This window comes from Enterobacter hormaechei subsp. xiangfangensis (assembly GCF_001729785.1).
GTDB classification, from domain to species: domain Bacteria; phylum Pseudomonadota; class Gammaproteobacteria; order Enterobacterales; family Enterobacteriaceae; genus Enterobacter; species Enterobacter hormaechei_C.
This window is the reverse complement of sequence record NZ_CP017183.1, coordinates 2,443,797-2,468,321: the sequence shown is the minus strand read 5'-3', so window position 1 is coordinate 2,468,321 and position 24,525 is coordinate 2,443,797. Positions and strand designations below refer to the sequence as shown.

24 protein-coding genes and 6 pseudogenes are annotated in these 24,525 nt (G+C 49.8%); 24 read left to right on the top strand and 6 right to left on the bottom strand.

Annotation, left to right across the window (positions count from 1 at the left end):
- Window positions 1–23 precede the first annotated feature (23 nt).
- Window positions 24–242, top strand: coding sequence for a hypothetical protein (locus tag BFV63_RS23180; RefSeq protein ID WP_014832178.1), 219 nt, complete (start codon window positions 24–26; stop codon window positions 240–242).
- A gap of 343 nt (window positions 243–585) precedes the next feature.
- On the opposite strand, the gene BFV63_RS11845 is transcribed toward BFV63_RS23180, so the two are convergent.
- Window positions 586–1,767 carry a diguanylate phosphodiesterase gene (locus BFV63_RS11845; RefSeq protein ID WP_048240701.1) on the bottom strand — a complete coding sequence of 394 codons (1,182 nt, stop codon included), beginning with the start codon at window positions 1,765–1,767 and terminating at the stop codon, window positions 586–588.
- Between the two features lie 488 nt (window positions 1,768–2,255).
- Here BFV63_RS11845 and BFV63_RS11840 point away from each other — a divergent pair, with 488 nt between their 5' ends.
- The 16 genes and pseudogenes from BFV63_RS11840 to BFV63_RS23625 all read left to right on the top strand — a co-directional run.
- On the top strand, window positions 2,256–2,705 hold the full coding sequence (locus BFV63_RS11840; protein WP_048240703.1) for a VOC family protein: 450 nt from the start codon (window positions 2,256–2,258) through the stop codon (window positions 2,703–2,705).
- Window positions 2,706–3,069: 364 nt separating this feature from the next.
- Window positions 3,070–3,294: a DinI family protein gene (locus BFV63_RS11835; RefSeq protein ID WP_023296481.1), complete on the top strand. Its 225-nt coding sequence runs from the start codon at window positions 3,070–3,072 to the stop codon at window positions 3,292–3,294.
- 389 nt (window positions 3,295–3,683) lie between these two features.
- Window positions 3,684–4,286, top strand: a complete 603-nt coding sequence (locus tag BFV63_RS11830; protein WP_057059623.1) for a DUF1367 family protein — start codon at window positions 3,684–3,686, stop codon at window positions 4,284–4,286.
- Between the two features lie 4 nt (window positions 4,287–4,290).
- A complete protein-coding gene (locus BFV63_RS22630) occupies window positions 4,291–4,491 on the top strand; it encodes a hypothetical protein (RefSeq protein ID WP_071957454.1) in 201 nt (66 codons plus the stop codon).
- 2 nt (window positions 4,492–4,493) lie between these two features.
- Window positions 4,494–4,856 (top strand): crossover junction endodeoxyribonuclease RusA, encoded by a 363-nt coding sequence (gene rusA, locus BFV63_RS11825; RefSeq protein ID WP_048241839.1) that lies wholly within the window; start codon window positions 4,494–4,496, stop codon window positions 4,854–4,856.
- Complete coding sequence (locus BFV63_RS11820) at window positions 4,853–5,668, top strand: antitermination protein (RefSeq protein WP_048240707.1); 816 nt, start codon at window positions 4,853–4,855, stop codon at window positions 5,666–5,668. The genes rusA and BFV63_RS11820 overlap by 4 nt, the downstream gene beginning before the upstream one ends.
- Before the next feature lie 191 nt (window positions 5,669–5,859).
- Window positions 5,860–6,051: pseudogene (locus BFV63_RS23400) on the top strand (hypothetical protein).
- Between the two features lie 789 nt (window positions 6,052–6,840).
- Window positions 6,841–7,227 (top strand): phage holin family protein, encoded by a 387-nt coding sequence (locus BFV63_RS11815; protein ID WP_023324734.1) that lies wholly within the window; start codon window positions 6,841–6,843, stop codon window positions 7,225–7,227.
- The gene (locus BFV63_RS11810; protein ID WP_023324733.1) at window positions 7,214–7,495 is read left to right on the top strand and encodes a phage holin family protein; all 282 of its coding nucleotides are present in this window, start codon (window positions 7,214–7,216) and stop codon (window positions 7,493–7,495) included. Before BFV63_RS11815 ends, BFV63_RS11810 begins: the two co-directional genes overlap by 14 nt.
- Window positions 7,495–8,124, top strand: a complete 630-nt coding sequence (locus tag BFV63_RS11805; RefSeq protein WP_023324732.1) for a glycoside hydrolase family 19 protein — start codon at window positions 7,495–7,497, stop codon at window positions 8,122–8,124. The genes BFV63_RS11810 and BFV63_RS11805 overlap by 1 nt, the downstream gene beginning before the upstream one ends.
- 7 nt (window positions 8,125–8,131) lie before the next feature.
- On the top strand, window positions 8,132–8,407 hold the full coding sequence (locus tag BFV63_RS11800) for a hypothetical protein (RefSeq protein WP_032682332.1): 276 nt from the start codon (window positions 8,132–8,134) through the stop codon (window positions 8,405–8,407).
- Between the two features lie 1,719 nt (window positions 8,408–10,126).
- A complete protein-coding gene (locus tag BFV63_RS11785) occupies window positions 10,127–10,576 on the top strand; it encodes a hypothetical protein (protein WP_058675011.1) in 450 nt (149 codons plus the stop codon).
- Window positions 10,577–10,622: 46 nt separating this feature from the next.
- Window positions 10,623–11,273 (top strand): annotated as a pseudogene (locus tag BFV63_RS11780) (terminase small subunit); the annotation flags it as partial.
- Window positions 11,267–11,707: pseudogene (locus BFV63_RS11775) on the top strand (C40 family peptidase); the annotation flags it as partial. The pseudogenes BFV63_RS11780 and BFV63_RS11775, both read left to right, overlap by 7 nt.
- Before the next feature lie 32 nt (window positions 11,708–11,739).
- Entirely contained in the window at window positions 11,740–12,309 is a 570-nt protein-coding gene (locus BFV63_RS11770) for a tail assembly protein (RefSeq protein WP_069597538.1), read from the top strand.
- A pseudogene (locus tag BFV63_RS23625) lies at window positions 12,285–13,226 on the top strand (phage tail fiber protein); the annotation flags it as partial. The gene BFV63_RS11770 and the pseudogene BFV63_RS23625, both read left to right, overlap by 25 nt.
- Here the strand turns inward: BFV63_RS23625 and BFV63_RS11760 are convergent.
- Window positions 13,204–13,698: pseudogene (locus BFV63_RS11760) on the bottom strand (phage tail fiber protein); the annotation flags it as partial. The pseudogenes BFV63_RS23625 and BFV63_RS11760 sit on opposite strands and share 23 nt — an antisense overlap.
- Window positions 13,699–14,038: 340 nt before the next feature.
- Here BFV63_RS11760 and BFV63_RS11755 point away from each other — a divergent pair.
- From BFV63_RS11755 to BFV63_RS11740, 4 genes are all read left to right on the top strand, one after another.
- The gene (locus BFV63_RS11755) at window positions 14,039–14,596 is read left to right on the top strand and encodes a recombinase family protein (RefSeq protein WP_048241840.1); all 558 of its coding nucleotides are present in this window, start codon (window positions 14,039–14,041) and stop codon (window positions 14,594–14,596) included.
- A 172-nt stretch (window positions 14,597–14,768) separates the two neighbouring features.
- Window positions 14,769–15,188, top strand: a complete 420-nt coding sequence (locus tag BFV63_RS11750) for a translesion error-prone DNA polymerase V autoproteolytic subunit (protein WP_039270990.1) — start codon at window positions 14,769–14,771, stop codon at window positions 15,186–15,188.
- 1 nt (window position 15,189) lies between these two features.
- On the top strand, window positions 15,190–16,458 hold the full coding sequence (locus BFV63_RS11745; RefSeq protein ID WP_048240709.1) for a Y-family DNA polymerase: 1,269 nt from the start codon (window positions 15,190–15,192) through the stop codon (window positions 16,456–16,458).
- Window positions 16,459–16,600: 142 nt separating this feature from the next.
- Window positions 16,601–17,008: a cell envelope integrity TolA C-terminal domain-containing protein gene (locus BFV63_RS11740; RefSeq protein ID WP_032666022.1), complete on the top strand. Its 408-nt coding sequence runs from the start codon at window positions 16,601–16,603 to the stop codon at window positions 17,006–17,008.
- A gap of 66 nt (window positions 17,009–17,074) precedes the next feature.
- Here the strand turns inward: BFV63_RS11740 and BFV63_RS11735 are convergent, their stop codons facing one another.
- Entirely contained in the window at window positions 17,075–17,746 is a 672-nt protein-coding gene (locus BFV63_RS11735) for an SOS response-associated peptidase (protein WP_048240711.1), read from the bottom strand.
- A gap of 324 nt (window positions 17,747–18,070) precedes the next feature.
- Window positions 18,071–18,268 (bottom strand): annotated as a pseudogene (locus BFV63_RS22610) (tyrosine-type recombinase/integrase); the annotation flags it as partial.
- Window positions 18,269–18,338: 70 nt separating this feature from the next.
- Here BFV63_RS22610 and BFV63_RS23480 point away from each other — a divergent pair.
- The 3 genes from BFV63_RS23480 (at window position 18,339) to BFV63_RS11725 (ending at window position 19,315) form a co-directional block, all read left to right on the top strand.
- Window positions 18,339–18,470 carry a hypothetical protein gene (locus tag BFV63_RS23480; protein ID WP_255301129.1) on the top strand — a complete coding sequence of 44 codons (132 nt, stop codon included), beginning with the start codon at window positions 18,339–18,341 and terminating at the stop codon, window positions 18,468–18,470.
- A 221-nt stretch (window positions 18,471–18,691) separates the two neighbouring features.
- A complete protein-coding gene (locus tag BFV63_RS11730; protein WP_003856931.1) occupies window positions 18,692–18,889 on the top strand; it encodes a hypothetical protein in 198 nt (65 codons plus the stop codon).
- Between the two features lie 3 nt (window positions 18,890–18,892).
- A complete protein-coding gene (locus BFV63_RS11725; protein WP_022651250.1) occupies window positions 18,893–19,315 on the top strand; it encodes a GFA family protein in 423 nt (140 codons plus the stop codon).
- Between the two features lie 34 nt (window positions 19,316–19,349).
- On the opposite strand, the gene ompC is transcribed toward BFV63_RS11725, so the two are convergent.
- Window positions 19,350–20,477, bottom strand: a complete 1,128-nt coding sequence (ompC, locus tag BFV63_RS11720; RefSeq protein WP_017382260.1) for a porin OmpC — start codon at window positions 20,475–20,477, stop codon at window positions 19,350–19,352.
- Window positions 20,478–20,864: 387 nt separating this feature from the next.
- Window positions 20,865–24,389, bottom strand: coding sequence for a pyruvate:ferredoxin (flavodoxin) oxidoreductase (gene nifJ, locus BFV63_RS11715; protein ID WP_069597537.1), 3,525 nt, complete (start codon window positions 24,387–24,389; stop codon window positions 20,865–20,867).
- Window positions 24,390–24,525: the final 136 nt, after the last annotated feature.

Genomic DNA, 24,525 nt, shown 5'->3' with positions numbered 1-24,525 from the left:
CACTGGCGGTTAAGAGGCATCTCATGAAACTACGTATCACAAGAGCAATCGGCCTCAGCAAGTTCTCGCCACGTTGGGTTAAGGTTATCTGTTTACGGTTGACTAAAAACGATATTGAGCGCTCCCTCAACGCTCTTCTGGCCACAATCGATGAATCTGAACTTACCCCTGAGCAAGTCAAAGCATTAAGGGAATGCATTGACAGAATTAACATCGCAAGGGGGAAGGGTATGCAGGCGTGAGCACGTTTGATAAAAGGTAAGCCAGCACTGTATATGCGCGGCACGTTTGCTGCGCAAGTATCGCTGACTGCTCGATACCAGCTGAGCTTTAAAAGCCAAATATGATTGGATGAAAGCTGGTAGGAGGGTATGGGGATGAACTGGTTCTTCGTAAACGAAATTGAGGCCAAATATCTAAGCCTGCTCCGTTTACCGCATTTTAGCTGAGTACTGAAGCATTGCTTTTGCACCCGCCGGGCCCGCTGACTTTTCACTATATATTAGTTTATCCGCTTCCAGCTTGACACCCATCGATTATGACTGCGTTAAGCCTATGAAAAAGTAATAAGTCTACAAGTTTTTTTTAACATTCTATGAATTCATTAGATTCTGGCCAGAAGATCTTCAAATATCCATTTTTATCATATTTTGAAAAAAGATTGCCCTGGAAGCAAAATATACCAGCGGATTCTAGCCACATCCATTCTTCTGGTTGTTCGACACCTGTTGCACAAATCCTTATCTCTAAAAGTTCGCCGCAACGTATTAAACTTTGTAGTATCGCCTGCTTAGAGCCGTCCTTATGTATATTATGGATTAGTTGAGGGTGTATTTTGAGCTTCTCAGGCTGAAATTTCGAAAGAAACAATAAACCTGCATTTCCCACACCAAAGTCATTAATAGCAACACTTAAACCGCAGCTTTTGAGAATCTGCACGGAATGCGCGAACTCATCAATTTCAGGGATTATTTCGCTCTCAGAAAATTCAACTAAAACTTGTTCTGGGTGTAAGTTACTTTCTCTGATGTAATCGAGCAAAATCTCAATCGCATTCGGCACCCTCAGTAAGGTTAAAGGCAGGAGTGTTATTGATACTCGTTGTGAAGAGGTAATGAAACCCCCTGCAATTTTTAACAAATCTTTCTTCGATTCCAAATCAAAAAGTAAATTATTGACTTTTATAACGTCATTATCTGATTTAGCATTCAAGACAAAAGAATGAATCTGGGCAGCGAGAGGGTCTATAACTGCATACATGTCTTCGATAATGGCGGGATCAACTGATGATACATCTATTTGATCGGATGAAAAAAACCAACTGAACCTATCAGGAAGTTCATAATAGTTATCTGTCTCAGCAGAATCTATAAATGTACGGAAAAACCTTAAGGCTCTGTCGTTGTAAAGCATTTTATGTTGGGTTGTTCCACGTTGAAGAACCCTGTCCAGACACTCTTCTTTACTGAATAGTCTTATATCAATTAATTCCATGCCTGAGCGGCCAAATCGTCGATAGGGGGCATAATCGGATAAGAGTTCTACAATGTTAAAGTGAAGTGTATCTAGGCAAATCTTTTCATAGATTTGCATTACAGCTGCTTCATCACCTTCAAGAAGCTGTAAGAAATGAATCCCATTGAAAAGTAAAACACCAGTTACTCCCGCACGTTCATTTCGGGAATTGGCTTCACTGACCATGTCAATAATGGATTGAATTGGTGCATCAGCTCGCAGGTGGCTTCGGTAGATGAGAGTAGTAAGCATAGTTGCACACTTTTAAGGATTTTCTTCTAAAGTAGCATGAGAAAGGACAGTTAGTGCTATTTTACTGAAAAAATTTACAAAAAAGAGTTCTGTGACCATAAAATTGTCTATGAAGAGTAAAATGCTTAACAAAAAAAACCATTCAATAAACGTGGTTAAAGCCCGCGAGATATGTTTGGCTCTGCAACATCAAATCGCCTGGTGTGCACACGTGACAAAGTAAAAATTAATTCTAAGATTGTGGTAGTAAAAATGATTACATGGAGTTTCTAATGGTTTTTATTGCGGCTTTAACTTTATCTTTTCTTCTGTGCGTAGCGGGCCTTATCTTCATTTTGCTGGAGTTAGTTAGCATAGGCTGCGACCCTGAACGACATTGAACAATACGTGCAAGAAATCCAGCAAATTATTGATTGAAAGGCTCTTGACCTCAGGTTAACTTGAGCTTTTAAGATGGCGATTCTGGAGATAGTCAAAGGATTAGCCTAATGAAAGAGATTGATGTCGGTTTTACGCACGTTGCGTTTGTTGTTAGAGATTTGGATAAAAGTATTGATTTTTACGGCCGTTATGCTGGCATGGAAGTCGTACACAGGCGAGAGCCTGACCTTCCGGAGGCACGTAAAGTCGCGTGGTTAAGTGACCTAACTCGCCCTTTTGCGCTTGTCCTTGTCCAGGTTGATGCTGTGACTGACACCCCTTTAGGTAATTTTGGTCACTTGGGAGTAGCTTGTTCAAGCATTGAAGAAATCGACAATAAAATAGCGATGGCCAGGATGGAGGGCATCTTGCGAAAAGAACCTGTTCAGACAGGGGAACCGGTAGGTTATTATGTCTTCTTCGCTGATCCTGATGGTAACACACTTGAACTTTCTTATGGTCAGAAAGTCGGGATCGAGGCTTTTCGTCATTATGATACAGTGCCTGCATCTCAGTAAATTTCGATAACCGGTTGGATTACATTACGCTCTGGTAATGTTTCATATCGTTTTAGAGCTTGCTGACTAATTTGTGCTAGTAACAGCAAGCTCCATATTAGCCTTTACAGATTTTCATTTTATTAATCTCATTTCTAAGCCACAATTTAGTAGCGTAACTGCACCAAACTCCGCTGAAATCTATTCAACATAACTATTGTGTAGACCTCCAAATCTGAGATCTGCCCCATATCGTACTTAAAACATATACCTGTAAGCCTGAAAGCGCTCCATAGTGCGAACACTCTTTAATCGTTGCAAAATCCGTGAGATACGTTTATAAATATACTGTATATGCATACAGTTGTTCATTGCGGAGGGAAAAATGAAAATCGAGTTAACCATTGATCGCATGAAGAAACTTCCTGTTGGAGCTATACCTGCGCTCGAGTCAGAACTGCTCAAAAGACTTAGCAAGCAGTTTGATGGTTGCCAGATTACGATTAAGCGTGCCAGTAATGATGGTTTGACTGTTTTCGGGGGCGACAAGAAAGAGGTCGAACATATCGTGCAGGAGACTTGGGAAAGCGCGGACGAGTGGTTTTATTAATCGCGTGAATTTGACTGGAGCAGTTTCAAAGAGTATCGCTGTTTGCGTTCCCCTGGCTGTTCCCGATTACTGTTTGCCGCGTCAATAAGTCGCTCTGGGGGGAAATAGTGTGTAGTGCAGATGCCTTTAATGCAGATGATCAATGGTACGACGTGGTCAGAAGGGCCGATAATGCAGTTATCTATAGCTTCCCGGCGGAAGGGAGATATCTGGTTTATCGAGTAAATGGAATAGTTTCATTACGACCCTTACTCGAAGAGGAAGAAATCTTCACTCTTAACGGGTTTATGCAATTTGCAAAACGGCTTGGGTACCGAATTACACCACCGTCTGATATCATTCTTTCATAGGCCTGAACACCCTATACCTGATGCGCCACGGAGAGAACCATGGCGCTAGAATTACAACTTATCAAACACCACTCAGGAATACTGATCCCGGCAACCCCCGAGACCAGCGATATCCTGCAATCCAAAACCCGGCTCGGCGATGTTCTTGTTGCCGAATTCAGGCGGGTTCGCAAGCCGGCATTCCATCGACGCTTTTTCGCGCTTCTTAATCTCGGATTTGAATACTGGGAGCCAACCGGCGGGGCGATCTCAAGTAACGAGCGTAAGCTGATTACTGGCTACGCCAAGTTGCTGGCTTCGTATGGTGGTAATGAGGGGGCGCTGATCGATGCTGCTGAGCAGTATCTTGAGCAGGTTGCATACCGCCGGGTCACAAACGGCATCAGCCTCTGTAAATCCTTCGATGCTTACCGCTCCTGGGTGATCGTCGAGGCAGGGCACTTTGATGCCATTCAGCTGCCAGACGGAACACTCAAGAAGCATCCTCGTAGCATCTCGTTTGCCAACATGGACGAATTCGAGTTTCAGCAACTCTATAAAGCTGCGCTCGATGTCCTCTGGCGCTGGGTCCTGTCCCGTTCATTCCGCAGTCGTGATGAGGCCGAGAATGTCGCCGCGCAGCTGCTTGGCTTCGCGGGGTGATGGAATGAAGTATTCCTGGTTCCACCACACCGATTGCAGCACCGAACAGGCCGACGAACTGGTTAAGCGTTACAAGGCGCGCGGAGTACGTGTTGAGCGCAGCCTAAACCCGGATTACGTGACCTGGACTGTAAGTGCATTCTTGCCGACCTCAAATACACCAGCGCGCCCGGACAGCCGCTGGCGAAACCGGATGTGGGGGTGAACGTGAAAACATATCAAATCACTTTGCCCTGGCCGCCGAGCAATAACCGGTATTACCGGCACAACCGCGGGCGCACGCACATTAGCGCTGATGGCGTTGCGTACCGCTATGCAGTCGCCAGCGTCATTCGAAGCGCCCGGCTTAATATCCGCACGGCCGCACCACTCAAAATCCGTATTGAATGTCACATGCCCGACCGCCGACGCCGCGATCTGGATAACCTGCAGAAAGCTGCATTTGACGCTCTAACCAAGGCGAGATTCTGGCTGGATGACTGCCAGGTTGTCGACTATCGCGTTGTGAAAATGCCTGTCGTTAAGGGCGGGAAGTTAGAACTCACCATTACCGAGTTGGAGAACGCATGAATCTTGAAAACACCCTCAAATATCACTTCGCCAAATCGACGATGATTAGCGACTCTCCGCGCGCTACGGCGTCAGACTCATTAAGCGGAACGGATATCATGGCCGCTATGGGCATGACGCAGGAACGGGCAGCATTGGGTTACAGCGCTTTTCTCGGGAAGATGGGTATCAGCAACAATGACCGGGAGAGGGCGATCGAATTGTTGGCCCAGTATGCGCTGACCAAGTGCGATCGGGTTGCTGCACTTCGCAAACTGGATGCCAGGGTTAAGCCATTAGTGATGCACCAGCTGGCCTCCTTCGCTTTTGAAGATTATTCTCGCAGCGCCGCCAGCGTGAAACAGTGTGACTGCTGCTCGGGTCAGGGATTCATTGAGGCTGATGTTTTCACGATGAAATCGCACTACACCATGAAGCTTCCACAGTGGGCAAAAGACCTTAAGCAATCTCCGAGTTATTTCGAGGTTAAGCGCCAGGTCAAAGAAGTCGCTAAGGTACTTTGCTCGACCTGCAAGGGGAAAAAAGTTGTCAGTTGCGCCTGCAAAGACTGCCACGGGCGCGGTAAAGCAGTGAATCAGGATCTCACTGAAAAGCAGGGGGTGCCGGTTCTGGCCGACTGTAAGCGCTGCGGCGGACGTGGATATGAGCGTATCCCCTCAACTGAGGCTTACGCTGCGGTGCGCCAGATAACGGATACAATCAGCCTAGATACCTGGAAGAAGTCTGTTAAGCCCTTTTACGATCAGCTAATCACCAAATTTGACATCGAAGAGGCATGGGCCGATGCGCAGTTGAAGCAGATAACAAAATAGGGCGTTATTTTATCGTGAGCTATTTACTTTTCCCGAATTTGTGGTAATTTTGCTCTAACGATGGGTTATTGCCTTCGTTTAAAGCCCTGCGGTTAACCCCGTAGGGCTTTTTGCTTTATAGCAATTTAAGAATTACTAAAACCATACAACCCCGTAGTAACTTTTAATTTCCCAGCCATGCTGGTGGGAAAATGGAAGAGGGTTGCTACTGGCTACAGTACAACGGCAAAATTCAGGTAACCTACTAGACAGATGGTGTAACCGATGACCTTGAAACGGGCCAGTTGATAACTGGTGTCTGGCATCTGACGCAGGGAGACGACATTTGCCACAACGGAGAGGTAGAGGTGATTGAAGTCCTTCTGCCTGTACCATTTAAATGAATATATTCATCTGATTACGTGGCAGATTCTTCATACTGCACATATGCTTTTTAAGCATCCTGAGTAATGGATGTTTCTGAAAGCATTTTTGTGGTGGATCCCCCTAAGCGGAGGGGCGATTCAGCAGGACATTTCTCCAGAGTGTCCAACCAGCGCGCGGAAATGAATGCTGTGATCATTTCCACCGGGAGGCACCCGGCACCACTCCCTCAGTTATTGCCAACTTAGCTATTTATGCCTGCTTTTCCGAGCAGGCTTTTTTTTCATTTATTAATCATCCATTGACCAGATGAATGTTTCTTGTTTTAGTTATGAATGTGGTGAATCCCATCTAAGCGATGGGGCGTCTGGTTAACTGCTATGTGCAGGTATGCACGCGACTTTGACGACCAGAGATAAGTCACCGGGAGGCACCCGGCGCCACATCCTCAAAAAAAACGTTTTGTCGACCACCAGGTTCTGAATCGTCATATACACTTCTAAATGAAACAATTTAAGAGGTGAATTATGAAAGAGGGATATTATTGGATTAGACACAATGACTGTGTCCAGATCGCCTACTTTTCGCACGGTAAAACTGAAGATATGGTTACAGGAAAAATAATCAGAGGCGTCTGGCATCTAACTCGTGGCTACGATCTTTGCCATAACGGTGAAGCGGTCGTTCTGGAAGGCCCCATATCCCCACCTTTATGAACATAATTTGAAGAACACAGGCTGCCTCAGGGTGGCCTTTTTTATTTCCCCTCAAATTTACTGAGAGGATTCACAGCAATATGAGGGGGGCCGATGTCCGATCCATTTTCCGGCACGGGGCTGGCCGGTTTAGCTTTGACTGGAGCCAGTGTCTACGGTCTATTGACCGGAACTGACTACGGTGTTGTTTTTGGTGCATTTGCGGGCGCCGTATTTTACATAGCGACAGCGGCTGACCTGAGTGTGTTACGTCGCCTGGCATACTTCTTCGTGTCGTATATCGTCGGCATTCTTTGTTCGGGGCTGTTGGGTTCAAAACTCACATCCTGGACGGGATACACCGAGAAGCCTCTGGATGCTATCGGTGCCGTAATAGCTTCTGCGTTAGCCGTTCAAATCCTTACGTTCCTGAACAAGCAGGACATTGGCTCGCTGGTGGCGCTGATAACGCGCCGGGGAGGTTCAGGTGGTACTAGATGACCCAACAGCAACTATCAACGCGCTGCTCTGCGCCGGAGTTGTAATTACTCTGATGTTTTATCGCCGTGGTGATTCGCGGCATCGGCCATGGATTTCGCGTTTAGCCTGGCTGATTACCGTCACTTATAGCGCTGTACCGCTGGCGTACCTGTGTGGGATTTACCCGCATTCATCATGGGCCACCATTGCGGCAAACATCATATTCCTTTCCGTGCTGGTGGCCGTCAAAGGCAACGTTGCACGTCTGGTTGATCATCTGAGGCACTAATGAATCAAACACAATTTCAGAAGGCGGCTGGTATCAGCGCCGGGTTAGCTGCGCGCTGGTTTCCGCATATCGACGCCGCTATGAAGGAATACGGCATAACCACACCGCTTGATCAGGCGATGTTTATTGCCCAGATGGGGCATGAAAGCTCCAGATTTACCTGTGTGGTGGAAAATCTTAATTATGCGGCAGAAAACTTGGTGCCGACGTTCGGCAGCCACCGCATCACATCACAGCAAGCCGCTGCACTTGGCAGAACGGCAACGCAACCGGCAAACCAGAAAGCGATCGCTAATCTGGTATACGGTGGTGAGTGGGGAAAAGAACACCTGGGCAATCAGGTTGCCGGTGATGGATGGAAATATCGCGGTCGCGGGCTGAAACAGGTTACTGGTCTGAGTAACTATCGCAGTTGTGGCCAGGCGTTGAAACTGGACCTTGTAACCCACCCGGAACTGCTTGAAGAGGATGAATACGCCGCGCGCTCAGCCGCATGGTTCTATGCCTCCCGCGGTTGCCTTCTTCATTCCGGCGACGTTGAGCGCGTGACACTATTAATCAATGGCGGCCGCAACGGGCTGGAAAAACGCCGTACGTTGTTTAACCTGGCGAAATCAGTTCTGGTATGAGGTGAGTGTGGGTATCGAGACAATAATCGGGCTGGCCGCACTGGTCATTTCCGCTATCGCCGGCGCTTTTGGCCTGGGCCATTTTCGCGGCACCAGCAAAGCAGAAGCCAAAGCCGACCAGCAGCGAACCGAAGATAACGCAGCGGCAATGGTCGCAGCAGCCGAACGCAGGGTAGAAACAACGAAAGAGGCCAGCAATGTACAGCAGACTGTTAATCATATGCCTGGCGACGATGTTGATCGCGAGCTGCGTAACGAATGGAAGCGTCCCGGTGGTGGTTGATACCGGTTGCGATTGGGTGAAGCCAATCTTCCTGACGGATCAAGACATCGACGTTCTGGACCACCAGACGAAGAAAGACATCCTGGCGCATAACAAAGCATGGAAAGCAAATTGCGGGAAAAATTGAGCCTCATCCCTGAGGTTCGGACACAGTCTCTCCTCTGGACTTTAACCGTAGCAAATATTGAGAATTCTGTTATACAAATGGACAATTCTTGTGGCGCAGATGATTAATTAGCAGGGAAAAGCTTGAACAAATCAGGGTGGCTCATCCTTGAGCACACGGGTAGTCCTGAACGACGACTTCACCTGACATAGCAAAGTCTATGTAACAGTCTAGAAAACAATGAGTATTTATCAAGGCGGGAAAGGAAAAAAGTCCCTTCCGAAATGAAATCCTGCAATTCGGAAGGGAGACCAAAGGGGTCATCATTACAAGAGAATGTAAATGTAATCCATTTCTCAAAAGTAAAAAGGTGTATTAAATAAATAACTCAAAGGAACGAAAATCTACTTTCTTCTAATGCCTGATGGGTATACGGAATGAATGATTAGCGAAGAATTTTAACAATGCTCACAACTTTATTTTGTCTGTCAGCTACATTTTAATGGCACGAGTGATTCGATATCTCTGCCATACAGATGAATCCCCCTGAGCGGAGGGGCAACCAGTCACTGCTGGACGTAGTGTTGCGGGTTTGCGGAGTGATGCAAGTCCACCGGGAGGCACCCGGCGTCTGAATGCTTGACTAAAGGAATAGGGTACACGTCGAAATGAGTGCGAAGTAATACCTACTTACTGCTAGACCCAGCCAGTTCTGTCCGAGCTGGCTTTTTTTTGAAAAAAAAGCCCTCTCAGCGAGGGCTACAGGAGTCTCAGTTTCGTTGCTCTTTTTATTGATGTTCCCCGGAGTTGGCATTCTCCGCATCAGAGTCATGTATAGCCTGGCAGCCAGGCAGATAACAACAAGCGTAAGCGTGGGATATTAAGAAATTCCTCAGATTATTTTCACTTGTGGATGGGCTAAAGACCTTGAAACAGTAAGCGGGTTGACCGCAGCCATAAGGCCATGCAGCAGCCATGATGCTGCCCCGAGCCGCGTAATGGCGAGCAGGTATAGCAGACCGTTGTGAGGGTAAATAAGGGGACATGCTCCGGTAAAGCAGCGCGAACGCCAGACGCGCACCGGTTATAAGCGGCGATGAAGCGACAGCAACTCAAGGGCATGAGCGTGGCCACTCCGGGTAGTGGCAGCCATTACAACGCCCACCTGCTGGTGGGCTTGATAATAGTTATAAGATTAAGCGGATGAATCAATCAGCTGATTATCTTGCGCAACTGGATTTCTTCCTGCTCGTTAAGCCTGGCATACTCGCTTATTTGTTTAATAAGTGACTCTTTGTTATTAGACATCATGGACGAAACATAGCAGCCAGTTCGCCATTCGAAAAAGCTCACCAAAAATAAGGTTGATGCTGTAGAATGCTGATAATGTATTGAGAGGTGATTGCAAATTTTTTTCGTTACCATGGAGTTAGCTTTTACTTAATGCAAATTACCGGGATTTATAATGCTTTATTGATATGAGATATATGGATACTTAACGGTTGCTAAAAGAGAATTTAGTACCACTAAAAATAGTAGGAATAATCTTACGTCGTTGTTGCTGTTGGCACAATATGGATAATAACTTTGCCTAAACAAAACAATAGCAACCGATGAAAATTCACTCTATTACAATCGCCTTGCTGGCGACGATTTCTTCGCCATCCTACGCAGCGTTTCAGGAAAGAGAATACAATACCTGGTATCAAAAAGATGCTGTACTCTACGACATTACCCAGACCTCAGAGGGATTGCCTGTCATGATAAGCATCTCTCAACCGGGGAGGGAGTCAGCTAATATGCTCGTATCCTATATGTCCGATGGTGGCTGTGGAGATGAGAAGGTGCGGCTTAATGCTAACGGGAAGGATGTGCCTGCAACTTATACTTGTGTATCAGTCGGAGCAGACAGGATTGAACACTTTGCAGTGAATGATGCAAGCAAGGTCAATGAGATGGTTAACCACCTCAAGTCAGATTTCACTTTGTTGCTTCAGAACGATATCAAAGTCTGGGCTGCTAACATAAAGACGCCTAAGTATGGCTTAGCACCAAAATTTTAAATCTCAAAATTTAACCGCCTAAGGGCGGTTTTTTATTGGAGTTTATATGGCAAAACCGGACTGGGGCGAGCTTCAGCAACGGTTCCTGTCCGAACATGCCGCAACCGGCGTATCACCAAAGGAATGGTGTGAAGCGCAGGGACTGAACTATGCTACCGCACGTCGATATATCAAAAAACCTTCTGCGCAATCTGTGCAAAAATCTGCGCAGAAAAAAGTGCGTACTGCGCAAAAAGAACAAAGCGCAGAAGAGCTGGTGGATGATGATGGATTAACGGCACAGCAAAGACGTTTTGTCGCAGAATACCTAAAGGATGGTAACGCCACACAAGCCGCTATCAGGGCGGGTTACAGCAAAAAATCTGCTGAACAAATCGGTTATCAACTCCTTCAGAAAACTTCAGTTGCCCAGGCTATTGCACAACAGCAGAAAGCCTCCATTGAACGCACGCTTGGCGGTGCCGATGAAGTGCTCGCGCAGATGTGGCAGCTTGCGACCTTCGATGCAAACCAGCTTTCGCAGTATCGCCGCGGCGCGTGTCGTTATTGCTGGGGCTTCGGTCACCAGTACCAGTGGCGCGATATGGTGGAATTCGAAGAGAAACGGCTCGAAGCGACAGACCGCGATAAGCGAGAGCCAGTCGATGTTGGGGGTTACGGCTACGATCACACCCGAGAGCCTAACCCTGGCTACCCTGGCATATCGTGAGCTGGCCAGAGGGGGATTTACGGACCATCCAGCCGCGTGGAGAACTGCCGCTGCTGGAGCGACCGTTTGTGCTTGGTCACTTCGACTGCTGGGGTCTGGTGATGAGCTATTACCGGCAAACACACGGGATAGAGCTTCACGATTACCGGGTCGATTATCCCTGGTGGGAAAACGATTACCCGGACAACTTCTATCAGGATTGCTGGTATGAGTGCGGATTCCGTGAATTCGACGGGCCGCCAAAACCTGGCGATATGGTGATCATGCAGGTTCAGGCTGATAAGTGGAATCATGCGGGGATTCTGCTGGAAGGCAACATGCTACTGCATCACCTTTATGGGCATCTGAGCCAGCGCGTACCTTATGGCGGTTACTGGCGTGAGCGCACAATGAAAATACTGCGCTTTAAAGACTGTTTCTGATAACCGCCTGTGGCAGTTTTTATGGGGGAAAAATGGCTGCATTACTCAATGTTGAGCCGGTCCGCACAATTCGATTGTACGGCGTGCTAGGCGCCACTTTCGGGCGTGAATATCGTTTATCAGTAGCTTCACCTAAAGAGGCCATCCGCGCCCTGAGCGTTATCGTGCCGGGTTTTGAGCATTTCCTGAATACCAGTAAGCAACGAGGTTTAACTTATGCGGTATTCAGCGGGAAACGAAACCTCTTAAACGATGAGCTCAGTATGGACAGGAGCACAGAGGAAATCCGCATCGCGCCGGTGATCATCGGCAGTAAGCGAGCCGGGGTGTTTCAGACAATCCTCGGGGTTGCCCTTGTCGCTGTTGCTGCGTTCGTCACGGGAGGGGCCGCGATCGGGATTGGTGGTACCGCTTTCGCTGGTGGATGGGGCGCTGTGGCGGGGATTGGGGCATCAATGGCAATCGGCGGCGTAGTCCAGATGCTTTCTCCACAGACAACCGGGCTCGCCAGTAAGCAATCTGCGGATAACCAAGCCAGCTACGCCTTTGGTGGAGTAACAAACACTACAGCCCAGGGGAATCCGGTACCTTCAAAGACCTGATCGAGAACGCGGTGGACAGCAACGAAAAAATTGCTGGCATGGCTAACGATATCAAACAGGCCAACGACGAACTGGAGCAGCAGGCGAAGGATATCGCCAAAAATGCCCAGGACGTCGGGAAGGTTCAGACCAGCGTTAATGAGCTTTCCAGCACGGTCGGGAATGTTTCGTCTTCACTCAGTCAGCTTGAGCAGACCGTTGCGACGGCTGATACCGCCCTGGGCCAGCGAATCGACAACATCAGCGTTTCTATGGACGGCATGACGGGCGGGGTGAAGAACTCTGCAATTGCGATAATCCAGGCCAACCTCGCTCAGGTGGCCACGCGTAAAACCCTTTCTGCATCGGTCGCCGGCAACAGCGCGAATCTGGACCGCATTGATGAAGTGATTGTCAACGACAGGGAGGCAACGGCGCGCTCGCTGCTGATCCTGCAGACGGACGTTAACGGCAACAAGGCATCCATCAACAGCCTGAAGGCGGCCTCACCTGTTGCTCGCATTGTTAAGTCTCAGGAACAGAACCAGCGCACGGATATATCTGAGGATGGTTTTGCATGGTGCGGCTGCGGTACTGCGAACACCGAAGCTGAAGGAATCAAAATTTCCCGGGTCGATGTTGGTGTTTATGTGCTGAGAGGTTCGGCAGGCCTGGCGTCAGAGGGATGGCAGTTACTGCCGCCAATGGACCCAGGCGGCATGGGAGAGCTTGGGATTGTTGAAGCAGAGCAGGCAGAAAGCGGTGGGCTGACTATCCGCCTGTTTAAGCGAAAATACATGCTGAGCGATGAAGGGGAGATCGTCAAAACAAAAGGGGAACCGATGGACGTGCCGGTGAACAGCTGGATCGATGTTCGCTTGGATATGCCTGATGATTCTGCCTTTAATCAGATGATCAATCAGAAACTTCAGCCATAGCTGCGCGCTGATTCCAGATACTGTTTTGCGGCATCTCTACACGGACACTGACAAACTGATCGGCCGGAATATCGGCCGGTTCGCCATCCACGAAACCTTCCCGTGAGTTCCTCGCAAATATCGGTGCTGACGGGTATTCCCGGTGGAATGTTTTCACGAGCACTGATCCGTCGGCATCAACCTCATAGTCAAGCCAGATTAGGGCCTGCCCATTACGATCTTTAGGGATATCGAAGCCACCATCAATCCCACCCCACGCCGCATCTGAATTCATACCCATGCAGCCCTCGATCAGATACTCTCCGGCTTTTATGCGAGTTACGGTACAGCCCTCTGATTCGTTATTAGTTTCAAACGAACCGTCTGCATACAGTTTAACTACTGGGGAAGCTGCTTTTAACGTGCCGTCACTAGCTCTGGTAGTGTTACCAGTGTCATAAACTCGTAACCATGGAAGGAATGAGGCGCTTTCTCTTGCCCTCCACCACATACCCTGGTTTCCTCGTCCCCCAAGCTGAAAGCAGTAGGATGAATCGGAACTATGAGCACAGTTTATCCCCATAAACACAGCAGTAGCTGAGGGACCGTCATAAGGGCTACTTAAAAATCGGCCATCGATAGCTATATCCCAGCCAGCACTACTATTACCCGGCCCGCCCAAGCCAAAATCTCCCCGGGATAACATCTGTCCTGTCGAGCTGTAAGCATCCCGTGTCGCGCTACTTCCTAAACCGACGTTTTATAGATTGCCCTGCGGCATCCATGCCGATAACTTCACCTGATTTTTTTGCAGAAAATATTGGGTGAAAAATATGCAAATTGGCTACGTTAGGGTGTCAACAAATGACCAAAACACAGATCTTCAGCGACAAGCTCTCGAACGCGCAGGATGTGAACAGGTTTTTGAGGAAAAAATGAGCGGGACGGTAGCGAACCGGCCAGCGCTTAAAAAGCTTCTGCGAACGCTGAATGAGGGCGATACGCTGGTAGTGTGGAAGCTGGATCGCCTCGGGCGAAGCATGCGGAACCTGGTACTGCTGGTAGACGAACTCCGGCAGCGCGGCATCCACTTCAAAAGTCTTACGGACAGCATAGACACCTCCAGCCCAATGGGGCGTTTCATATTCCACATCATGTCAGCCCTGGCCGAGATGGAGAGGGAGTTAATCGTGGAACGCACCCGGGCAGGACTGGCGGCTGCCCGGGAGAAAGGGCGGATAGGCGGCAGACGGCCTAAGTTAACCCCAGAGCAATGGGCGCAGGCTGGCAGGCTGATCGCAAACGGAGTGGACAGAAAGCAGGTGGCGATTATTTACGACGTAGCGGTTTGCACGCTGTATAAAAAATTCCCTGCATCCAAACCGGCTTAAATTTGTGCATCTGGGATTCAAGTCGGAAAATTTACAAAAATAATAATTCGAAGCCTGATAGAAACTTAGAAACGAAGCGGTGAAGCTTTAAACAGTCGCTACGACTAAGGTGTATTGCGCGCTGACAGAAACGAAACTACTGTATATAAAAACAGTATTAGAGGTATGCGTAATGGAATTTATCAGGCCTACTGAACTGCGAGAAATTATCGCGATCCCACTATACAGCGATTTGGTGCAATGTGGTTTTCCCAGCCCCGCAGCTGATTATGTAGAGCAGCGTATTGATCTTAATGAGTTGCTTGTTTCCCATCCCAGCTCAACGTATTTCGTTAAAGCCGCAGGGGATTCGATGATAGAAGCGGGGATCAGCGACGGTGATCTGCTGGTGGTTGATAGCTCACGGACTGCTGAACATGGAGATATTGTCATTGCGGCTGTGGATGGGGAATTTACTGTTAAACGTCTTCAACTGCGTCCAACTGTTCAGCTCAATCCGATGAACGGTGCTTACAGCCCGATTGTGGTAGGCAGCGAAGATACGCTGGATGTTTTCGGCGTAGTTACTTTCATTGTTAAATCGGCCAGCTGATATGTTTGCGCTCTGTGATGTGAATTCATTCTACGCATCATGCGAGACAGTGTTCAGGCCCGATTTGAGAGGACGGCCGGTGGTTGTTCTTTCAAATAACGATGGCTGCGTGATCGCGCGCAGCGCTGAGGCAAAAGCCGCAGGGATAGCAATGGGGGAGCCTTTCTTCAAGCAAAGGGAGCTTTTCCGGCGTGCTGGCGTTGTTTGCTTCAGCAGTAATTACGAGCTTTATGCTGACATGTCGAACCGTGTGATGACCACGCTAGAGGAAATGAGCCCCCGCGTCGAAATCTACAGCATCGATGAAGCTTTTTGCGACCTGACTGGTGTTCGCAACTGCAGGGACCTGACGGAGTTCGGCAAAGAAATCCGTTCTACAGTTCTGAAGCGCACGCATCTAACCGTCGGGGTTGGCATCGCGCAGACAAAAACACTCGCTAAGCTGGCAAACCACGCCGCCAAGAAATGGCAGAGACAGACGGGTGGGGTAGTGGACCTATCAAATGTCGATCGGCAGCGTCGGCTGTTGGCGATCGTGCCTGTAGAGGATGTTTGGGGCGTTGGTCGCAGAATCAGTAAAAAGCTTAATGCCATGGGGATCAAAACAGCTCTGGACCTTTCTGAGCAGAGTACGTGGATTATTCGAAAGCACTTCAATGTGGTCCTGGAGCGAACGGTCCGGGAACTGCGCGGCGAACCATGTCTTGAACTGGAGGAGTTTGCACCGGCAAAGCAGGAAATCGTCTGCAGTCGCTCATTCGGCGAACGCGTCACCGAGTACGAACAGATGCGCCAGGCTATCTGCAGCTATGCCGCCCGTGGTGCTGAAAAGCTTCGCGGCGAGCATCAGTATTGCAGCTTTATCTCTGCGTTCGTGAAAACATCACCCTTTGCCCTGAACGAGCCATATTACGGAAACAATGCGTCCGTGAAGCTTCTCACCCCCACTCAGGACTCCCGCGACATTATCAACGCTGCGGTAAAATGTCTGGACAAAATCTGGAAGGATGGTCACCGGTACCAGAAAGCGGGCGTCATGCTGGGTGACTTCTTCAGCCAGGGCGTGGCCCAGCTCAATCTGTTCGACGACAGTGCGCCTCGAGCTGGTAGCGAGAAGTTAATGGAAGTGCTGGATCACCTGAATGCAAAGGACGGAAAGGGAACGCTCTATTTTGCCGGGCAGGGCATACAGCAGCAGTGGCAGATGAAGCGTGAAATGTTGTCGCCTCGATATACAACGAGATTTTCAGATCTGCTTAGAGTCCGATAAATTTTCTTGAAGTCTTGGTCCGCTTTATTCCAGAAGGGGACGAAGAATTGCTATTGCAAAAAAATTAGTAGTTGAAAAGATGGCAGAATGAAGGAAGGATGTGCCAATATTGCTGAGGTTTAAAGGGATTTAGGGGCAAGATATGGGATTGTCTAATACAGTACAGAAAATCGTTATATCAACCATTGCGTTCAGCCTGGTCGCGGGATGTGCGCCGTTGCATCCTTCTGACTGCCATAAGACCACAGCTACGGGTAATTGCAGTTCAGGACGCTGGGATGATCAGGATGAATGGGGTAAGCAAGCTCGGGCAATCAGGGCGGCAATAAATGACAAACTTGATGAGCCTCAGAAATGGAAGGGAAAAAAATGCAGGTTGCATATTGAATTTGCTCAGGATGGCACGGCTTTAAAAATATCAACCAGCAATGGTAATAAAGCCTATTGCGAAGCGATTGAATCAGCAGCCCATAAAGCTAAATTCCCGGCCTTCAACAATCCGGAAGTCTACAGAGATTTTCAAAAATCCGGCTTTAATATGGGCGGATAGCAAGGCGATGCCTATCTAAATGTTCACTTCTCGCGCATTTAGAACGCGCCTGGTTTCTTTAACTTTTTATTGTGCTGCCTCGATTAGTTCCGGCCCCTGGTTCTTAACATTCCCCACGGCACGCGTAACGGCGTGCCAGATAAACATGTCGGCGGACACTGTCCCGTCGGCAACTAATCCTTCAGCTTCGTTCCCTCCTACACCAGGACGCATCCATTCTCGTGCTGCTTCCGGTGACAGAACCAGTGGCCGTCGGTCGTGAATATCGACCAGTCCTTTGTCAGCTGCAGACGTCACAATCAGAAAACCTTCTGCTTCATCACCACGCTCAAATGGCGTACTGCCGATCGCTGCCATGAAAATGGGCTGACCATCTGCCCGGTGAATGAAGTAAGGCTGTTTCTTGTCGCCTTCCTTCTTCCATTCGAACCATCCGTCGGCGAAGCATATCGCCCGGCCATGCTGCCAGAGAGGTTTAAACATTCTGCTGGTGGCCGCCGTCTCGATGCGAGCGTTAATCAGTGGCGGCTTATCCCACCACCCGGGCGCATATGACCACAGGACAGGATCGAGGTGCAACTGTTCGTCTCGTTCGCTCAGCAACAGAACTTTGGTACCGGGCGCGACGTTGTACCGGCCAATGGGTTCCGGGTCGTATGCGATGTCGCGATCGGCTTCATGAGCCAGGTAAGCCAGATATTCTTCACGGGTTTGTGCTTGTGCAAAACGTCCACACATAGAAACCTCCAGTCAGTCAGACTGAAAGTATATGGCAGGGAGAAAAAGGAGGGCACACTGGCTAAAGTTAGGGGCAAATTTAGGGGCAAAACTGAGGAATAGGGGCAAAAAAAGGGCATTAAAAATGTATTACTGGGTAGCTTTAGGGAGAAACTGCTATGCTTTAACTAATTGAATAAATTGACAAAACGAAAGCAATCAATGAGTTAACAAAATCAGCGTAGCTTATTCAGGTTGTACTGTTCTTTCTTGTTAATCTCTTGATTTTCTTGCATCTATTCGTTACTCAGATCTCAAATGGGGCACAGGGTGAGGAAAACGATTTCAAAGCGTCAGCTTCGTGTTCATCTCTTCTATCCATGTAGCATAGATTTCATACACCATCTGCGCATTTATGTGCCCCATCTGGTTAGCGATAAAAGACGGGTTTGCGGCTACCGGTAAAAACCAGCATGCGAAAGTGTGTCGTGTATGGTACGGATTGCAGCGCCGAATGCCAGCACGATTTACAAATGAGCCCCACAGGAGAAGTTTGGTTAAGACTGAAGGGTTGTCTACACTTACAGCTTACGCAGTAAAAACGGAGGTGAAAATGACTGACCGTCCCGTTCATGGTGACCATCCTGATTATAATCCTAGCCCGGATAACCCGGAAAAGGATGGAAGAAAACCGAAAGATGATCCTGGCTCAGCGCCTGAATCAGGCGATAAAGATCCAGAGTAATGACCAACCGCCTTTACGAAGGCGGTTTTAACACCCATTACGGCCTCTCTACGCGCACCGCTATTCACGTTATCCTCATCAACGTCGTCTGATAACCGCTCCGAATCCATCCCTTTTTTGCCGGATGAACGGGTGAGATAAAGCACGGATCTCATTCCCGCGTACCAGCGCGTTTTACAGTTCTCCTGCTACGCTTTTGAGGGGGACAAGGGAGCGCTTCTATGAAAAATAAAGACGAGCAGACAGGATTAGTTGGGCTGGCGATTGGTGCCGCCGTTATCGGGCTGGTTTCATCCCAGAAGATCATCAACCGTGAAAGTATTGTCGATGAGCTGGTAAGGCTCGGCAGGCAGAAGGGGGATGGTGTCGAAGATGAGGTCTTTTTAAAAGCGGCTGAGTTAGTGAGAAAAGGGGTATAAGCAATGGCTGACATTCGTCATGCACAGTGTCATTGTGGGGCGGTGAAATTTACGGTTGAGCTGACGGACGGCCTGAATACCGCACGTCGATGTAGCTGCTCGTTTTGCAGGATGCGTGGGGCGGTCGTGGTTTCAGCGCCTTTGACGGGCATTAAGGTGACGCAGGGCGCGGACACGCTCACAGAGTACCGTTTCAACACCGGCACGGCGCGCCATTTCTTCTGTTCGATTTGCGGTATTTACACGTTCCACCAACGACGTTCCAATCCCAATGAATATGGTGTGAATGTCGCCTGTCTGGAAAATGTCACGCCATTCGACTTCCCGGAAGTGGCGGTAATGGATGGAGTAAATCACCCTATGGATGGCGACAGCGGGGTATTTGGCTATCTCTCTTTCCGTAAAGAACAGACGAAACAGCGATGAAAACTAGCCCGCAGATCGCTGCGGGCTAACGGGATTAGAACTGGTAAACCAGACCTAACGCTACAATGTCATCCGTACCGATGCCATTGTTTTTGTAGAATGAATCATCTTCATCCAGCAGGTTGATTTTGTAATCAACATAGGTGGACATGTTTTTGTTGAAATAATAGGTAGCACCGACGTCAGCATATTTTACCAGGTCTTTATCGTCCTGGCCATTGCCCAGGTCTTTACCTTTAGACTGTAAATAGGAAATGGCCGGACGCAGACCGAAATCGAACTGATATTGTGCGGTGACTTCGAAGTTCTGGGTTTTGTTTGCCACCGCATCTGCATTGTCGCCGTACGGCGTCATATTGCGGGTTTCGGAATACATTGCCGCCAGATAAATGTTGTTGGCATCGTATTTCAGACCTGCGGTCCATGCATCCGCAGTATCGCCGCCCGCAGTAGTGTAATTTACCTGATCGTTGGTACGGTCAGATGAAGTATATGCTGCACCTGCGCTGAAGCCCATGCCGAAATCGTAGGTTGCGGATATACCGTAACCGTCACCATTTTCATGACGTGTATCACGACCGTTGTTGGTCCCTTCATTGGTAGAGCAGAAATTCTCGTCGCAGTTATTACCTTCATTATTACCCTGATACTGCACCGCGAAGTTCAGACCCTGCACCAGACCAAAGAAGTCGGTGTTACGGTAGGTCGCCACGCCGTTTGCACGACCGGTCATAAAGTTATCGGCATAAGTATAAGAGTCGCCACCAAATTCTGGCAGCATATCGGTCCAGCCTTCAACGTCGTACAGGACGCCATAGTTGCGGCCGTAATCGAAGGAGCCGTAATCGCCCACCTTCACGCCCGCGAAGGCCAGACGCGTCCAGGACTGATTGTCAGAACCTTCGGTGTTGTTTGCCTGAATGTTATATTCCCATTGGGCGAAGCCGGTCATCATGTCGTTGATTTGGGTTTCACCTTTAAAACCCAGACGCATATAGGTTTGATCGCCATCTTTAGACGCGTCGTCAGAGAAATAATGCAGACCATCTACTTTGCCATACAGATCCAGTTTATTGCCGTCTTTATTATAAATTTCAGCTGCGTGAGCGGCTCCAGCCATTAACAAAGCGGGGATCATCAGTGCCAGTACTTTTCTTTGCATTTTGATTATTCCTTTGCAGTTATTTTTTTATTGCTTAGTGAACTTTCCGGGCTGGAAAGGTGTCCCATGCTAAATCACTCTGGCGGCGGATGAATAAAATATAATTGTTACGGGTTAAGTAAAATCTAAACTAAATGATGCGGTTGAAATAATGATAAACGTCATGAATGAATTATTATAATCAATACAAAATAAAAATTATTAATTACGAGGAAAACAAGGTAATCTCCACGCCGTTATATGCCTTTAAGATTATTTCATCCATAATTCACGTGAATATTGTTCAGAACATTGAGGCAATTTTCACCGATCTTCTGGATTCGCCCGGTGCACGTGCATCGGGCTTTTTTATAGCAAAAAAATGCCCGGACAAGCCGGGCATACAGGTTATTCACTGGTCGATTTTTCGGCTTTTCCTGCCAGTTGCGCCAGAAAGTCATAACGCTTCTGAAGATCCGCTGCCGCATCCTTCCATAGCTGCTCTGCTACTTCAGGCTGCTGGGCGTTCAGCCTGCGAAAACGCTGCTCCTGAAGTAAGGTTTCGGCAAGGGCGTCTGACGGCGGACGCGAATCCAGCGCCAGCGGCAATTTCCCTTCATCGGCACGGCGCGGGTCAAAGCGGTACAGTGGCCAGAAGCCGGTTGCGGTGAGCTGACGCATCTGGTCGTGGCTGAGTGCCAGATCGTAGCCATGCTCCTCACACGGACTGTAGGCGATGATCAGCGACGGGCCTGGATACGCTTCCGCTTCCTGAATGGCTTTCACCGTCTGGTTGAGCTGCGCCCCAAGCGAAATTTGCGCGACGTAGACGTGCCCATACATCATCATGCTGACGCCCAAATCTTTACGCGCCTTGCGCTTGCCGTGCTCACCAAATTTCGTGACCGCTCCCAATGGCGTTGCTTTCGAGGCCTGTCCGCCGGTGTTGGAATAACACTGAGTATCGAGCACAAGAATATTGACGTTTTCGGTCAGGCTCAGGACATGATCAAGACCACCGAAACCAATATCGTAGGCCCACCCGTCGCCGCCGATCAGCCAGATAGATTTTTCAACCAACGCGTCAGCATCAGTCAGGAGTTGTTCAGCCCCTTCAACACCCTGAAGCGCGTGGCGCAGTTCAGCAACCTGCGCACGACGAACGTCAGGTGTGGCCTCCGCATGCAGGGCATCATTCAGTTCTGCCGGGATCTTATCGGCAAACTGTGCCAGCAGACGCATTACGCGGGCGCGGTGCTGATCGACCGTCAGACGGAATCCCAGACCAAATTCTGCGTTGTCCTCGAAAAGCGAGTTTGCCCACGCCGGGCCGCGACCGTTTGCGTCGGTAGTGTACGGCGTGGACGGCAGGTTACCTCCGTAGATCGACGAGCAGCCCGTCGCGTTGGCAATGAGCATCCGGTCGCCGTAAAGCTGGGTAAGCAGTTTGATATACGGTGTTTCGCCGCAGCCGGAGCACGCCCCGGAGTACTCGAAGAGCGGGGTGATGAGCTGCGAGGTACGAATGTCAATGCGTTCCAGCTTGTTGCGATCGATTTCGGGCAGGTCGAGGAAGAAATCATAATTCACTTTCTCTTCTTCAACATGTTCAAGACGCGACATCATATTGATGGCTTTGATTGACGGGTCCTGACGATCTTTCGCCGGGCACACCTCGACGCACAGGTTACAGCCGGTACAGTCTTCCGGCGCCACCTGAAGAACATATTTCTGACCACGCATATCGCGGGATTTTACATCCAGCGAGTGCAAACTTTCCGGTGCGCCATCTAACGCTTCTGGTGACACCACTTTGGCGCGAATAGCCGAGTGCGGGCAGGCCGCCACGCAGTGGTTGCACTGGGTGCACAGCTCTTCTTTCCAGATAGGGATCGCTTCGGCAATGTTGCGTTTTTCCCAGCGGGTCGTGCCCATCGGCCAGGTGCCGTCAGGCGGAAGCGCAGAGACGGGAAGGGTATCTCCCAGTCCGGCAAGCATCGCCGCCGTGACGGTTTTGACGAAATCCGGGGCGGCGTCAGACACCACTGGCGGCCGGTTGGGACTGCTGGCATTGACCGGCTGCAACGGCACCTCGAACAGCGATTCGCGGGCCAGCGCCAGCGCCTGCCAGTTGCGCTCAACCAGTTCCTGACCTTTGCTGCTGTAGCTTTTGGCGATCGCCCCCTGGAGTTCCATCAGCGCGCTGTCGCCCGGCAGAATATTGGTCAGGTGGAAGAACGCCATCTGCATAACCGTATTGATGCGCGCCGCCAGGCCGCATTCGCGGGCGATCTTCGCGGCGTTAATGACATACAGGCGCGCCTGTTTCTGGTTAAGCATTGCCTGCACTTCCTGGGGCAGGCGTGCCCAGACCTCGTCGGCGCTGTAAGGGGTGTTGATCAGGAAAATACCGCCGGGCTTCAGGCGCTCGGCCATCTGATATTTATCAATGAACTGGAGCTGGTGACAGCCAACAAAATCCGCCTGAGAAATCAGGTATGCCGAGCGGATCGGGTGTTCGCTGACGCGCAGGTGGGAGACGGTCAGTCCGCCCGCTTTTTTGGAGTCGTAGACGAAATATCCTTGCGCATACCACGGCGTAGAGTTGCCGATAATTTTGATGTTGTTCTTGGTCGCCGAGACGCTGCCGTCGCTGCCCAGACCGTAGAAAAGCGCTTCCAGTTTCGCATTCGAGGGCAGGGTGTTTTCCGGCAAAGGGAGAGAAAGGTTAGTCACGTCATCATAAATGCCGACCGTAAAGCGCGGCTTCGGTTTTGCCTCGCGCAGTTCAGCAAATACCGCAAGGACGCACTCCGGCCCGAACTCTTTTGAAGACAATCCATAACGCCCGCCAATGACGCGCGGCAGCGTTTCGCGCTCACCGCGGTTAAACGCCTCAGCCAGAGCGGTCATCACATCCAGATAAAGTGGCTCAGCCTGTGCGCCAGGTTCTTTGGTGCGGTCCAGTACTGCCACGGCATGCGCGCTGTCCGGCAGGGCTGCGAGCAGGTGTTTCGCTGAGAAGGGACGGTAGAGGCGAACTTTGAGCACGCCAACTTTTTCACCACGCGTCAGCAGCTCATCGACCACCTCTTCGCAGGTGCCGATGGCAGAGCCCATCAGGACGATCACGCGCTCGGCCTGCGGATGACCGTAATATTCAAACGGCTTATATTCGCGGCCCGTCGCAGCGGCAAAATCGTCCATCGCCTGTTCAACGTGCTCATACACCGCGTTGTACCACGGGTTTGTCGCCTCGCGGGACTGGAAATAGGTATCCGGGTTCGCAGAGGTACCCCGGATCACCGGATGTTCCGGATTGAGGGCGCGAGCGCGATGCGCATCGATGTCAGCCTGCGGCAGCAGATTCAGAATGGTGTCGTCCGGCAGTGGAACGATTTTGTTGATCTCGTGGGACGTGCGAAAACCATCGAAGAAATGAATAAATGGCACTCGGCTTTTCAGCGTAGCGATATGCGATATCAGCGCGAAGTCCTGTGCTTCCTGTACGCTGCTGGCGCAGAGCATAGCGCAGCCGGTCTGACGCACGGCCATCACGTCTGAGTGGTCGCCAAAAATAGAGAGAGCGTGAGTGGCTACGGTGCGTGCGGCAACGTGCAACACAAACGGCGTTAATTGCCCTGCCAGCTTGTAAAGCGTGGGGATCATCAACAGCAGCCCCTGAGACGACGTAAACGAGGTCGACAGGGCACCGGTCTGCAACGCACCATGCACGGTGGCAATGGCCCCGGCTTCGGACTGCATCTCAACAACCCGCGGGACATCGCCCCAGACGTTTTTTATCCCATTACCAGCCCAGGCGTCAACCTGTTCAGCCATCGTGGAGCTGGGAGTGATGGGGTAGATGGCGATCACTTCGCTGGTACGAAACGCAACAGACGCGACTGCACCATTGCCGTCAATAGTTTGCATAGGACAACACCCTTACATTGCGCAAAAAGAGGGGTCTGTAAAACGACGACAGACCCTGAATATTATCTGTGTATTTTAGCAAAGCTCAGGTTTTACGATTTTCGCTTTTGTGTCCTTGGTATGCGCTGTATCAATG

What these genes read in the sequence shown, in the direction of transcription:
- BFV63_RS11740 (WP_032666022.1), top strand. Translation starts at nt 16,601, where the DNA reads ATGGGATTGTCTAATACAGTACAGAAAATCGTTATATCAACCATTGCG.
- BFV63_RS22630 (WP_071957454.1), top strand. Translation starts at nt 4,291, where the DNA reads ATGAAGTATTCCTGGTTCCACCACACCGATTGCAGCACCGAACAGGCC.
- BFV63_RS11770 (WP_069597538.1), top strand. Translation starts at nt 11,740, where the DNA reads ATGGCTGCATTACTCAATGTTGAGCCGGTCCGCACAATTCGATTGTAC.
- BFV63_RS11805 (WP_023324732.1), top strand. Translation starts at nt 7,495, where the DNA reads ATGAATCAAACACAATTTCAGAAGGCGGCTGGTATCAGCGCCGGGTTA.
- BFV63_RS23180 (WP_014832178.1), top strand. Translation starts at nt 24, where the DNA reads ATGAAACTACGTATCACAAGAGCAATCGGCCTCAGCAAGTTCTCGCCA.
- BFV63_RS11835 (WP_023296481.1), top strand. Translation starts at nt 3,070, where the DNA reads ATGAAAATCGAGTTAACCATTGATCGCATGAAGAAACTTCCTGTTGGA.
- BFV63_RS11745 (WP_048240709.1), top strand. Translation starts at nt 15,190, where the DNA reads ATGTTTGCGCTCTGTGATGTGAATTCATTCTACGCATCATGCGAGACA.
- BFV63_RS11830 (WP_057059623.1), top strand. Translation starts at nt 3,684, where the DNA reads ATGGCGCTAGAATTACAACTTATCAAACACCACTCAGGAATACTGATC.
- ompC (WP_017382260.1), bottom strand. Translation starts at nt 20,477, where the DNA reads ATGCAAAGAAAAGTACTGGCACTGATGATCCCCGCTTTGTTAATGGCT.
- BFV63_RS11785 (WP_058675011.1), top strand. Translation starts at nt 10,127, where the DNA reads ATGAAAATTCACTCTATTACAATCGCCTTGCTGGCGACGATTTCTTCG.
- BFV63_RS11845 (WP_048240701.1), bottom strand. Translation starts at nt 1,767, where the DNA reads ATGCTTACTACTCTCATCTACCGAAGCCACCTGCGAGCTGATGCACCA.
- BFV63_RS11755 (WP_048241840.1), top strand. Translation starts at nt 14,039, where the DNA reads ATGCAAATTGGCTACGTTAGGGTGTCAACAAATGACCAAAACACAGAT.
- BFV63_RS11730 (WP_003856931.1), top strand. Translation starts at nt 18,692, where the DNA reads ATGAAAAATAAAGACGAGCAGACAGGATTAGTTGGGCTGGCGATTGGT.
- BFV63_RS11735 (WP_048240711.1), bottom strand. Translation starts at nt 17,746, where the DNA reads ATGTGTGGACGTTTTGCACAAGCACAAACCCGTGAAGAATATCTGGCT.
- BFV63_RS11815 (WP_023324734.1), top strand. Translation starts at nt 6,841, where the DNA reads ATGTCCGATCCATTTTCCGGCACGGGGCTGGCCGGTTTAGCTTTGACT.
- BFV63_RS23480 (WP_255301129.1), top strand. Translation starts at nt 18,339, where the DNA reads ATGACTGACCGTCCCGTTCATGGTGACCATCCTGATTATAATCCTAGC.
- BFV63_RS11840 (WP_048240703.1), top strand. Translation starts at nt 2,256, where the DNA reads ATGAAAGAGATTGATGTCGGTTTTACGCACGTTGCGTTTGTTGTTAGA.
- BFV63_RS11820 (WP_048240707.1), top strand. Translation starts at nt 4,853, where the DNA reads ATGAATCTTGAAAACACCCTCAAATATCACTTCGCCAAATCGACGATG.
- BFV63_RS11725 (WP_022651250.1), top strand. Translation starts at nt 18,893, where the DNA reads ATGGCTGACATTCGTCATGCACAGTGTCATTGTGGGGCGGTGAAATTT.
- nifJ (WP_069597537.1), bottom strand. Translation starts at nt 24,389, where the DNA reads ATGCAAACTATTGACGGCAATGGTGCAGTCGCGTCTGTTGCGTTTCGT.
- BFV63_RS11750 (WP_039270990.1), top strand. Translation starts at nt 14,769, where the DNA reads ATGGAATTTATCAGGCCTACTGAACTGCGAGAAATTATCGCGATCCCA.